Here is a 12,355-nt window from a genome sequence, read left to right on the forward strand (position 1 = left end):
TAGTTCTCTTCGATGTAATTTGTTTAGGGTTAAGGTTCCCTGACTATTAACGGTGCGATCTCCTGAATTTACCTTCACCAAATAGAGCTTAAATTCAGAATGAATCCGGGTAAAACCGATTCTCCTGAGAGAGTAGCCGGAGCCTCTAAAACTTCAACAGCTTGCTGAGGACGATAAATTTCCACTCGTCTCATTCCTGGCGCAATTAACCAACCCAAACGAGCGCCATTCTCGATATATTCCTTCATTTTATCTTGCGTGTCTTTTAAGGTATCCGAAGGAGACATCAATTCCACCACAAAATCAGGGCAAATGGGGGGAAACTTGGTGCGTTGTTCAGGAGAGAGAGCCTGCCAGCGTTCCTGTATCACCCAAGCCAAATCTGGAGAACGATTAGCACCATTGGGGAGTTTAAAACAGGTGGAAGAGTCAAAGCCAACCCCTAATTTAGTTTGGCGATTCCATATCGCTAAATCAGCACCAAACTCAAAATTTTGATTTCCGGTTTCTCCGCCAGTTGGGGGCATAATAATTAATTCTCCTTGGGCATTGCGTTCAAATTTAAGCTCTGGATTCGCCCGACACAACTGATAAAATTGGTCGTCGGTTAGCTGAATGATTGGGTTGAAGTCTATCGTATAAGCGGTCATTTTTGGTTTACCTATTTAACTCCAATTAATTTTTGGTGCGCCACCTGTCCGTGTTATGGTCAGAACTCGCAAACATCTGGGGGACTGACTGGACAAGTTTGCTGTGGTATGGGATTGTCTCCGAGGTAAAGCCTCCTCAGATTGGTAAGTCCAGATAGAGAACTGACATCTTTTATTTGATTGTTGTTGAGATAAAGCATAGTCAGATTGGTAAGTCCAGATAGAACACTGACATCTGTTATTTGGTTAGAGATGAGGTTAAGCCCAGTCAGGTTGGTAAGTCCAGATAGAGGACTGACATCTGTTATTTGGTTATTGCTGAGGTTAAGCACAGTCAGATTGGTAAGTCCAGATAGACTGACATCTGTTATTTGGTTATTGCTGAGGTTAAGCACAGTCAGATTGGTAAGTCCAGATAGAGGACTGACATCTGTTATTTGGTTGTTGTTGAGAACAAGCCTAGTTAGATTGGTAAGTTCAGATAGAGAACTGACATCTGTTATTTGGTTATTTCTGAGATAAAGCTCTGTCAGATTGGTAAGTCCAGATAGACTGACTTCTGTTATTTGGTTGTTGTCGAGGGAAAACCAAGTCAGATTGGTAAGTCCAGATAGAGGACTGATATCTTTTATTTTGTTACTGCCGAGGTCAAGCCCAGTCAGGTTGATAAGTCCAGATAGAGGACTGATATCTTTTATTTTGTTGTCACTGAGGTAAAGCAAAGTTAGATTGGTAAGTCCAGATAGAGGACTGATATCTTTTATTTGGTTACTGCTGAGGTAAAGCCCAGTCAGATTGGTAAGTCCAGATAGAGGACTGACATCTTTTATTTGGTTATACTTGAGGTCAAGCTCAGTTAGATTGGTAAGTCCAGATAGAGGACTAATATCTATTATTTGGTTGGTGCTGAGGTAAAGCCTCCTCAGATTGGTAAGTCCAGATAGATTGACTTCTGTTATTTGGTTGTTGCTGAGGTAAAGCTCTGTCAGATTGGTAAGTCCAGACAGACTGACTTCTGTTATTTGGTTGTTGTAGAGGTTAAGCTCTGTCAGATTGGCAAGCCCAGATAGAGGAGTGACATCTATTATCTGGTTGTTGTCGAGGGAAAGCTCAGTTAGATTGGTAAGTCCAGACAGAGGACTGATATCTGTTATTTGATTAACCTTGAGGTCAAGCTCAGTGCGACTTGATAGGTTTTCATTAGCTTGTTTACAGTCACTCGTGCCGGCTATTTCTAACAACACTTCCACTGTTTTCCTTGCCTCAGCCGATAAACGGGTTTTGTTCAGACACCACTCTTGAAAAGAACTCCCCAAGCTAGGGTTAGCTGCTTGAGCAACCTCCCATCCTAATATCCACGTACTAATCGTTAGAGCAATGACAGCCGTTTTTGGCATTTCCTTTCTCTCCCTCAAAGATATAGCTATCTTAACGGTAAAGTGCGATCGCACAATTTTCTGGTATACTTTTCATCTATGAAAATGTGTCTGCCTATAACCTTTCGATTAAGTATTTCAGACACAGATAGTAGACAAGGCGGTAATAGCATCAATCGCGGTAAACACTACTAAATTAGGGTCAGAACTCGCAAACATCTGGGGAACTGACTGGACAAGTTTGCTGTGGTATGGGATTGTCTCCGAGGTGAAGTTCAGTCAGATTGGTAAGTTCAGATAGAAAACTGACATCTGTTATTTGGTTATTGCTGAGATAAAGCACATCCAGATTGGTAAGTGCAGATAGAGAACTGACATCTTTTATTTGGTTATCGTTGAGGTAAAGTTCAGTCAGATTAGTAAATCCAGATAGAGAACTGACATCTTTTATTTGGTTATCGTTGAGATAAAGTTCAGTCAGATTGGTAAGTCCAGATAGAGGACTGACATCTGTTATTTGGTTAGAGATGAGGATAAGCCAAGTCAGTGAGGTAAGTCCAGATAGAGCACTGACATCTTTTATTTGGTTATTGCCGAGGGAAAGCCAAGTCAGTGAGGTAAGTCCAGATAGAGCACTGATATCTGGTATTTGGTTATCGTCGAGGTAAAGCCAAGTCAGTGAGGTAAGTCCAGATAGAGCACTGACATCTTTTATTTGGTTAGAGATGAGGATAAGCTCAGTCAGATTGGTAAGTCCAGATAGAGAACTGACATCTTTTATTTGGTTATCACCGAGGTAAAGCCTCCTCAGATTGGTAAGTTCAGACAGAGAACTGACATCTTTTATTTGGTTAGAGTTGAGATAAAGTTCAGTAAAATTGGTAAGTTCAGACAGAGAACGGACATCTTTTATTTGGTTAGAGTTGAGATAAAGCTCAGTCAGATTGGTAAGTCCAGATAGAGCACTGACATCTTTTATTTTGTTATTGTCGAGCTCAAGGTAAATCAGATTGGTAAGTCCAGAGAGAGGAGAGACATCTGTTATTTGGTTATCGTTGAGGTAAAGCACAGTCAGTGAGGTAAGTCCAGACAGAGAACTGACATCTGTTATTTGGTTATCGTTGAGGTAAAGTTCAGTCAGATTGGTAAGTCCAGACAGACTGACATCTGTTATTTGGTTGTTGTTGAGATAAAGCTCAGTCAGTGAGGTAAGTCCAGATAGAGAACTGACATCTTTTATTTGGTTATTGCTGAGGTAAAGCACAGTCAGTGAGGTAAGTCCAGATAGAGGACTGACATCTGTTATTTGGTTAAACCCAAGGGAAAGCATAGTCAGTGAGGTAAGTCCAGATAGAGAACTGACATCTGTTATTTGGTTGTCGCTGAGGTAAAGGTCAGTCAGATTGGTAAGTTCAGATAGAAAACTGACATCTGTTATTTGGTTGTTGTAGAGATAAAGGTCAGTCAGATTGGTAAGTCCAGATAGAGGAGAGACATCTGTTATTTGGTTACCGTAGAGGAAAAGCTCAGTGCGACTTGATAGGTTTTCATCAGCTTGTTTACAGTCACTCGTACCAGCTTCTTCTAACAACACTTCCACTGTTTTCCTTACCTCAGCTGACAAACGGGTTTTGTTCAGACACCACTCTTGAAAAGAACTCCCCAAGCTAGGGTTAGCTGCTTGAGCCACCTCCCATCCTAATATCCACGTACCAATCGTTAGCGCAATGACAGCCGTTTTATCCATTTCCTTTCTCTCCCTCAAAGATATAGCCATCTTAACGGTAAAGTGCGATCGCACAATTTTCTGGTATACTTTTTACCTATGAAAATGTGCCTACCTATAACCTGTCGATTAAGTATTTCAGACACAGATAGTAGACAAGGCGGTAATAGCACCAATCGCGGTAAACACTACTAAATTAGGGTCAGAACTCGCAAACATCTGGGGAACTGACTGGACAAGTTTGCGGTGGTATGGGATTGTCTCCGAGGTCAAGGTAAGTCAGATTAGTAAGTCCAGATAGAGAACTGACATCTGTTATTTGGTTATTGCCGAAGGAAAGCCAAGTCAGATTGGTAAGTCCAGATAGAGGACTGACATCTTTTATTTGGTTGTCGCTGAGGCCAAGCCAAGTCAGATTGGTAAGTCCAGATAGAAAACTGACATCTTTTATTTGGTTGTCGCTGAGGTAAAGCCAAGTCAGATTGGTAAGTCCAGATAGAGAACTGACATCTGTTATTTGGTTATTGCCGAGGTTAAGCCCAGTCAGTGAGGTAAGTCCAGATAGACTGACATCTGTTATTTGGTTATTGCCGAGGTTAAGCCAAGTCAGATTGGTAAGTCCAGATAGAGCACTGACATCTTTTATTTGGTTATTGCCGAGGTTAAGCACAGTCAGATTGGTAAGTCCAGATAGAGCACTGACTTCTGTTATTTGGTTATTGCTGAGGTCAAGCCAAGTCAGATTGGTAAGTGCAGATAGAGAACTGACATCTGTTATTTGGGTATAGCTGAGGGAAAGGTCAGTCAGATTGGTAAGTCCAGATAGAGGACTGACATCTGTTATTTGGTTAAACCCAAGGTAAAGCTCAGTGCGACTTGATAGGTTTTCATCAGCTTGTTTGCAATCACTCGTACCAGCTTCTTCTAACAACACTTCCACTGTTTTCCTTGCCTCAGCTGACAAACGGGTTTTGTTCAGACACCACTCTTGAAAAGAACTCCCCAAACTAGGGTTAGCTGCTTGAGCCACCTCCCATCCTAATATCCACGTACCAATCGTTAGCGCAATGACAGCCGTTTTATCCATTTTCTTTCTCTCCTTCAAAGATATAGCTATCTTAACGGTAAAGTGCGATCGCACAATTTTCTGGTATACTTCTCAACATGGAAGAATATGTCCACCTATAACCTTTTGATTCAGGATTTTAGATTTAGAGTGTTAAAGAGGCGATCGCATAATCTGCCTGTTGATTTTATTTCCTCTGAATTTGACAATTTAATCAAAATATGAGTGAACCCGTAGGGGCGGGTTTTACCGTTATCTTGTGGCGAGAAACTTCTCAATTCAATAAACCCGCCCCGCACCCAACCGTTAACGGGTAGAATCCAGGTGGTGTAGGTTTGAGGTGAGTGGGTCGAGTGATGTTAGTTCTCTTCGACGTAATTTGTTTAGGGCTAAAGCCCTTACTACGAACGACGGACAGCCCACTCTCCGGTAATCCCCAGAAACCTTTCATGCCAATCCTGCCCAGATTACGGTAAAGTCATGAGTGTTGCTGGCAGATCAAAGACGGTTCATGAGCGGATATTCCAACGCATCTACTCCCGAATCCAACGGTGCTACTGACGTTCGCGCGACTGAGAGGGCGAAGCAGGTGGCGGCGGAAAATATGAATCATCGGACGGTAGACCGCCAACAGTTAACGCCGATGATGCAGCATTTTGCTGAACTCAAGGATCAATATCCGAATGCGGTACTGCTGTATCGAGTCGGCGATTTCTATGAAACCTTCTTCCAAGATGCGCGGCGAGTGGCTGAAGAATTGGAATTAGTCCTCACCAGTAAGGAGGCGGGGAAGGGTGTGGGACGAGTTCCGATGACAGGTGTCCCCCATCACTCGATTGAACGCCACGCCACTCAGTTAGTGGAAAAAGGTTATGCGATTGTTATTTGTGATCAGGTAGAAGACGCCTCCATCGCCGCTAAAGAAGGGCGTCAGGTGAAACGGGAAATCACGCGGATTCTTACCCCTGGTACGTTAACCGAAGCCGGGATGCTAAATGCTAAACGCAATAACTTCCTGGCGGCGGTGGTAATAGCGGGAAATCATTGGGGATTAGCCTATGCGGATATTTCCACGGGGGAATTTTTCACGACTCAAGCCACGGATTTAGAGTTACTGGTACAGGAACTGTTGCGCTTGCACCCGTCAGAAGTGCTGATTCCCACCAACGCCCCGGATTTGGGGAGTATGTTGCGTCCAGGGGAACGTTCAGAGTCATTACCGGATTGGTTCCCTAGTTCCTTTTGTTATAGCCTGCGTCCGCAAACCCCCTTCCGTTCCTCAGAAGCTAGACAACGACTCCTAGAACGATTTAAAGTGCGATCGCTAGAAGGGATGGGTTGTGAACATTTACCTCTGGGAGTTAGGGCGGCGGGGGGATTGCTGGAATATTTGGAAGAAACCCAAAAGGAAAATTATGTCGCCCTGCAACATTTACGCACTTATACTTTAGCCGATTATCTGATTCTCGATCACCAAAGCCGCCGCAATTTAGAAATTACCACCACGGTGCGGGATAATACGTTTCATGGTTCTCTTCTTTGGGCATTGGATCAAACCAGTACCTCCATGGGTGGACGGGCATTACGCCGTTGGTTATTGCAACCCTTACTCGATGTTAAAGGAATTCGGGCGCGACAGGATACGATTCAGGAGTTGACGGAAAATACCGGACTGCGGGAAGATTTACGTCAGTTATTACGGGGAATTTATGATTTAGAGCGATTAACTGGACGCGCGAGTTCAGGAACCGCGAACGCACGGGATTTGGTGGCGTTAGCGGATTCTTTGTTAAAGTTACCCGACTTGGCAGAACTTGCGGCGTATGGGGGTTCGCCCTATCTGAAAGCCTTGCAAACCTTTCCCCCTGAATTAGAACAGTTAGGACACAGCATTCGCGCCCATCTGGTGGAATCGCCGCCATTGCAGATAAAGGAAGGCAATTTAATTCGTCCTGGGGTGAATGACCAACTGGATGAAATGCGCCGTATGGCGGAAGCAGATCAGCAGTGGATTGCTAACTTAGAAGTCACCGAACGCGATCGCACGGGTATTGCTAATCTAAAAGTAGGATACAACAAAACCTTCGGCTATTACATCAGTATTGCTCGCTCTAAAGCCGACCAAGTTCCCGATGAGTACATCCGCAAGCAAACCCTAACCAACGAAGAACGCTACATTACTCCTGACTTAAAAGAACGCGAAACCCGGATTCTCACCGCACGGGATGATTTAAACCGCTTAGAATACGAGATTTTTGTCGGATTACGCACCCAAGTGGGGAATTATGCCCAATTAATTCGCAACCTGTCCCGCGCTGTGGCGGCGATTGATGTTTTGTCGGGTTTAGCAGAAATTGCTGTACGCCAGGGGTATTGTCGCCCCACAATGGTAGAGGGGCGGGAAATTACGATTATTGATGGACGCCATCCTGTGGTGGAAAAGTCTCTGCCAATCGGGTTTTTTGTTCCCAATTCGGCGTATTTGGGATGGGAGGAGTCAACGTCATCATCTGCGGAAAAGACCAAGACAGAGAATCATCAACGTCCCGATTTAATTATCCTCACTGGACCCAATGCCAGTGGCAAAAGTTGCTATTTACGCCAAGTGGGATTAATTCAAATTATGGCGCAGACGGGGAGTTTTGTGCCAGCGACATCGGCGACATTGGGAATCTGCGATCGCATTTTTACTCGGGTTGGCGCGGTTGATGATTTAGCTACGGGTCAATCCACGTTTATGGTGGAGATGAATGAAACGGCAAATATCTTAAATCATGCCACCAATAAGTCCCTAGTTTTATTAGATGAAATTGGCAGAGGAACCGCCACGTTTGATGGGTTATCTATTGCTTGGGCGGTGGCGGAATATCTGTCTCTGGAAATTCAAGCACGGACAATTTTTGCTACCCATTATCACGAATTAAACGAACTGGCGTCTATTTTAGAGAATGTTGCCAATTATCAGGTTACGGTGAAAGAATTGCCCGATGAAATTATCTTTTTACACCAAGTTCAACCGGGCGGGGCGGATAAGTCTTATGGAATTGAAGCAGGGCGTCTGGCGGGTTTACCCCCGGCTGTGATTCAACGGGCAAAGCAGGTGATGGGGCAAATTGAAAAGCACAGTAAAATTGCCATGGGATTGCGGAAAGGTATTGGCAAGAAAGCCAAGGATACTGAAACGATTACGCCAGACACATCGGTACAGCAGTTAGATATTTTTGCCGAATGATAGCCTGATTCTAGAGTCACACCCTTTTAAGGGGGGCGATTGAAATCGCGGCTACACAAACAAAGTCCGCCTGCGCGGACTAGGTTATAACGGGGTAGCTAATCCTATCAATTTATACAAACTTTTCATTGATGTTCCGAATTTATAGCAGTAGACACATCGATTAGGACTTTCGGCACCATTGTAGAGACGCGCCATGGCGCGTCTCTACTTAAATATTTTTTTTTGACATCTTCCTATATACTGATTTTATATACGGATTTTCCGATAAAATTCAGTGATTTTAGTTTTATTTTATCCTTTAGGCTTATAGAAAACTCCTACTTTCGATAGAAGGTTATGCCCTTCCCTAGGCAGATGAAACGGTCAATAGAAGCGGTTAAGTTGTTAGGTGGACAACGAAAATCAGAGGCAACTCGGTTCTGGCGCGAACAGTATTCGTATACCTTAAGCTGTTACGGATCTATTACGGATCGTAAAATAGTCTTGCCTGATAATTCAAACAAGTCAGTAAATTTAGTTTTGGTGGCAAAACTATCGTCCATAGATAATTTTAAAAGAGGTTTTCATGACAAAACAACATCAGAATAATCTAAGTAATCTCAAAAATGCCGGACTATTAGGAGCGATAGTCGGTGGTGTTCTAATTAGCTTACCAGCAACGATTTTAGAAGCATCAGCCGCACCTTTTTCTACCTTAGCTCAAGTCAATCCTTGTCCGGGAATCTACTACGAAGAACCCTATAATAGTACACGCATGGTTCCACCCGGATGTCCGCAGAATGCAGCAGCACAGAGGGGTAGAGGCGGTCAAATGCTAAATAGACAAATGACGCCTGCAACGCCTACAAGTGTGTCTCAACCCCCTCTACCTGAAGTACGCAGTGATGCAGTTGCCCGAATTACACCCACAAACGGTACGGTTGATGTGCGACTGAAAAATAACACTAATGCTGTTGTTTCTTATCAAGCTATCGGACAGACGGATCGTCGATATTTGTCAGGTGGAGAAGAAATTCTCCTGCAAAACTTGCCCACGCCGATTACGATAACCGCCGTTCGTCAGGATGATGGCTTAATTCAGATGATTCCCATGTCTGCTGATGAAACTGGGCAGTTGGAGGTTACGTTTGAAGAAGAAACAACGTTAGATAGTAATCAAGGGGTACTGAGAATTCAAGAAGATGGTCAAGTCTTTGTGAATTAGAGAGAGTCAGAGGAATTTAAGGTAGAGTCAATGAAACACGAGGAAAGAACGGGTCTTCCGGACTTAGTGGGCTAAACTATCAGCTTTAATGAACCAGGAAGCTTGCCACACAAGGACTGCCGCTTTTCACCGCCTCAAAACTCTCTTGAAATCCGGGTAAAATTGGTTAAAGCTATTGCTGTCCCATATTCCGGCAAATCAAACTAACAATTTAGCACACTAACTACGGAAGACCCGTCATTTTCAAGGAAGTTTTAACTGGGCTTGGGCGTTGAAAAATTGACGATAAATACCCCGAGTCACCAAGATTGTCGTGGTGAGGTTAGTTGTCGCAATCATAAACATGATTAAAATTTGGTAAGATGCCGCATTTAATGGGTCAATACCACTCAAAAGTTGACCTGTAATGATTCCCGGTAATGTGACAATCCCCACCACCATCATTTGATTTAGGGTAGGAATCAATCCGGCGCGGATAGCATCTTTGCGGTATCCCGCCACGGCTTGTTGCGGGGTAGCACCTAAACTCAGGTGGGTTTCAATTTCTAAGCGACTACTGGTAATTGTACTCACCAACCGTTCACCTGCGATCGCCGATCCATTCATGGCATTACCCAAAACAATACCACCCAAGGGAATTAGATACTGGGGCTGATACCAGGTGTCCGGTTGAATAATCAGTAGATTGGTATAAATTAACGTTAAGGCACTACAGAAGAAAATCGAACCGAATACAACCCAGAATAGTCGGGGAATCTTTTTGCCAATCCGGTTACGGGCGGTAATTGCTGCAATGGTTAGCATTACCAGTAAAACGGCTAAAACTGCCAAGGGGTTATCCAAGGCAAAGACAACTCCCAGAAAAAACCCCACCACCAAAAGCTGTATCACCGTTCGCCCTGTCGCGATCGCTAACGATAACTCCAATCCTAAACCCTGCCAACTAGATAAACCAATGGCGATTGCCATCATGCCCAATCCCCAAACTAAATCAATGGGGTCAAGTTGAATAAATGAGTTCACACCGAGACTCTATCTCCTGTATCACCACCGCCATCATGCACGATAACTATACCACCGCTCAAAAAGCAACCATAAAGCAATAAGTATCTGAACATAAATTCTGTTTCCTGTTCCCTGTTTCCTGTTCCCTGACAAATGACGAATGACGATCTCTACGCTAGCATTTGCAGGAAGAGTAGGAAAACCAGCGTGGATAATCACATATTCGATTTAGTCATTGGCGGGTTCGCGATCGCGATATTAGCCGGGGGTCTACTGATGCTATTTAAGGGAATCTTCGCTTTTGGAGATCAAGACAAGCAGTAAACATCGCTTATACCAAAGAAAACCCCCGCTAGTTCCGTCATCTAGCGGGGGTCAAGCAGGGGGATTAGGGTGCATTCTGATTGGGTTCATCCCCCTTAAATAATAGTATGAACGCCTGATGTTGGTTTTCATGTTGGCGTTAATGTATAACTTTACAGGAAAATGTCTTTTTTTGGCTTCACTCGCCTTAAACGCTTGTCTGTGTTCAACGTTAGCGAGAACCATCGAACTCTTTATCAAATAGCGCTTCGATAAAGGCAAAACAGCCGACTAAGTAAGCCATCAAAATCAGTAGTTCTAACATAGCCACAATCTCCTTGATTCACTAACTATAGGTTTAGGTTTTTTCCTACACTCTCATTCTCCTCTAGGATTTGGATAAATACAGTGGTATCGATCTAGAAAATCGGTGATTTGTTTGGTGAAGAATGAGTGATAGTCAGCAATGATCTATGTGATCAAAGTCCGCCTCTACTATGAGTTTGGCTTCGGTATAGTTTTGAATCGGGCGCACGTCTGTGCGCCCCTACAATATCTATCTGGGTGTAATGGTAAACAGCTAAACGTAGCCGCAAAGAGAATACACCCCAAGGGTTTGGATGGCATCACCCAGGGGCGCGATCGCGAAGATGGAATATCTCAAGTATCCACCATCAGCTTCAGACGCACAATCTGTTCGCCTGTTTCATCGAGGGGAACTTCAATCACGTCATTGGTGAGACGATCCAGACAGTTGAGGAGCGATCGCAGATGAGGGGTACTGGCTCCAGTATCGACGTATAATCGGTCGGATAGGCTACTCAGCCGTTTCCAGGTGGTGTAAAGTTTACCCACGCTTTGTTCCAACACAGATGCCTGTTTAACTAAATCAGCCGCCGTATTTAAGCAATCTAGGCGCAGGGCTTCCTGCAGTGCCAATTCCATATCCAACGACGAGTGTTGAATCGCTTGCACTTGGGCGGCGGCGTCGAGGTATTTTGCCAAGAAACGGGCGTCTGATGTGGTTTGTTTCACCGTATCCACATCAGGATTTGCCGCCACTTCCTCTTGTAGCGGTTTCAGATGGAGTTCTGGCAACTTCTCCATTTCTTTAACTAACGGTGCCAGATAACGGGCGGGCATGGTTCCGGCTGAGGCTTTTTCCTTGACTTCATCAGGGAGTAACTCTGAGGACATGGCTGTCCATTCATCGGCTAGCTGCTTCACCTCACGCCGCGTGATCCGATCGCCCTGTTGCGCCTTATCGCTAACCAGTTGTTGAACTTCAGGGGCAGATTTGGCAGTTTCCACAAATGCCCGTTTACTGAAATTGCGGATCGCATCGGGGTTAAGTTTGCCTTCGGCGAGGAGGGTATCGGCACTATTTGCCAGTTCAATCAGGGAATATGCCTGACTTTTACTAATTTCGCGACTTTTCAGCCAGTTGAGAAAGCCCGTACCGCGCCCATCACCGCCTTTTTTCTCGCGATCGCGCACCACACGCAGAATCCGCCCGCGCCAGATCTCGGTTTGTAAGTCGAAGCGATCGCACACTCGCCAAGCATTATCGACAAGTTGCTGAAAATCGTACTCCTGAATATCCTCATCCTCTGGATCAGGAAGCTGGAAATTTAAATCAACGGGTTCTTCGAGGACAGCCGCGAGTTCGGCAGTGGATTCGGGGATTTCAACCATAGGGATGCTAATCGTCGAGCGATCAAACGGGGTGATTACAGCTTCTCAAATTATAGAGGGACGCCACCACTAGAGTAATAGGGGTGAGACAGGTG

The 12,355-nt window shown here is 44.5% G+C and carries 8 protein-coding genes; 2 read left to right on the forward strand and 6 right to left on the reverse strand.

The window, feature by feature from the left end:
- Nucleotides 1-74: 74 nt before the first annotated feature.
- From RH949_RS00625 to RH949_RS00640, 4 genes are all read right to left on the reverse strand, one after another.
- Nucleotides 75-650, reverse strand: coding sequence for a Uma2 family endonuclease (locus RH949_RS00625; protein ID WP_446351613.1), 576 nt, complete (start codon nucleotides 648-650; stop codon nucleotides 75-77).
- 59 nt (nucleotides 651-709) lie between these two features.
- Complete coding sequence (locus RH949_RS00630; RefSeq protein ID WP_446351614.1) at nucleotides 710-2,047, reverse strand: leucine-rich repeat domain-containing protein; 1,338 nt, start codon at nucleotides 2,045-2,047, stop codon at nucleotides 710-712.
- 181 nt (nucleotides 2,048-2,228) lie between these two features.
- Nucleotides 2,229-3,773 (reverse strand): leucine-rich repeat domain-containing protein, encoded by a 1,545-nt coding sequence (locus tag RH949_RS00635; RefSeq protein ID WP_446351615.1) that lies wholly within the window; start codon nucleotides 3,771-3,773, stop codon nucleotides 2,229-2,231.
- Nucleotides 3,774-3,954: 181 nt separating this feature from the next.
- Nucleotides 3,955-4,839 carry a leucine-rich repeat domain-containing protein gene (locus tag RH949_RS00640; protein ID WP_446351616.1) on the reverse strand — a complete coding sequence of 295 codons (885 nt, stop codon included), beginning with the start codon at nucleotides 4,837-4,839 and terminating at the stop codon, nucleotides 3,955-3,957.
- Nucleotides 4,840-5,329: 490 nt separating this feature from the next.
- Between RH949_RS00640 and mutS the strand changes: the two genes are divergently transcribed.
- Together mutS and RH949_RS00650 are read left to right on the forward strand one after the other, a co-directional pair.
- Nucleotides 5,330-8,050 (forward strand): DNA mismatch repair protein MutS, encoded by a 2,721-nt coding sequence (gene mutS, locus RH949_RS00645; RefSeq protein ID WP_446351617.1) that lies wholly within the window; start codon nucleotides 5,330-5,332, stop codon nucleotides 8,048-8,050.
- Between the two features lie 568 nt (nucleotides 8,051-8,618).
- Nucleotides 8,619-9,257 (forward strand): hypothetical protein, encoded by a 639-nt coding sequence (locus RH949_RS00650; protein WP_006099798.1) that lies wholly within the window; start codon nucleotides 8,619-8,621, stop codon nucleotides 9,255-9,257.
- Nucleotides 9,258-9,500: 243 nt separating this feature from the next.
- On the opposite strand, the gene RH949_RS00655 is transcribed toward RH949_RS00650, so the two are convergent.
- Nucleotides 9,501-10,280, reverse strand: coding sequence for an ABC transporter permease (locus tag RH949_RS00655; protein ID WP_006099771.1), 780 nt, complete (start codon nucleotides 10,278-10,280; stop codon nucleotides 9,501-9,503).
- Between the two features lie 945 nt (nucleotides 10,281-11,225).
- Entirely contained in the window at nucleotides 11,226-12,260 is a 1,035-nt protein-coding gene (locus RH949_RS00660; RefSeq protein WP_006099671.1) for a hypothetical protein, read from the reverse strand.
- Between the last annotated feature and the right edge of the window lie 95 nt (nucleotides 12,261-12,355).

The organism is Coleofasciculus sp. A1-SPW-01, from assembly GCF_040217205.1.
Taxonomy (GTDB): Bacteria; Cyanobacteriota; Cyanobacteriia; order Cyanobacteriales; family Coleofasciculaceae; genus Coleofasciculus; species Coleofasciculus chthonoplastes_A.

Coding starts and splice junctions, on each gene's coding strand:
- mutS (WP_446351617.1), top strand. CDS start 5,330: ATGAGCGGATATTCCAACGCATCTACTCCCGAATCCAACGGTGCTACT.
- RH949_RS00640 (WP_446351616.1), bottom strand. CDS start 4,839: ATGGATAAAACGGCTGTCATTGCGCTAACGATTGGTACGTGGATATTA.
- RH949_RS00660 (WP_006099671.1), bottom strand. CDS start 12,260: ATGGTTGAAATCCCCGAATCCACTGCCGAACTCGCGGCTGTCCTCGAA.
- RH949_RS00635 (WP_446351615.1), bottom strand. CDS start 3,773: ATGGATAAAACGGCTGTCATTGCGCTAACGATTGGTACGTGGATATTA.
- RH949_RS00630 (WP_446351614.1), bottom strand. CDS start 2,047: ATGCCAAAAACGGCTGTCATTGCTCTAACGATTAGTACGTGGATATTA.
- RH949_RS00650 (WP_006099798.1), top strand. CDS start 8,619: ATGACAAAACAACATCAGAATAATCTAAGTAATCTCAAAAATGCCGGA.
- RH949_RS00625 (WP_446351613.1), bottom strand. CDS start 650: ATGACCGCTTATACGATAGACTTCAACCCAATCATTCAGCTAACCGAC.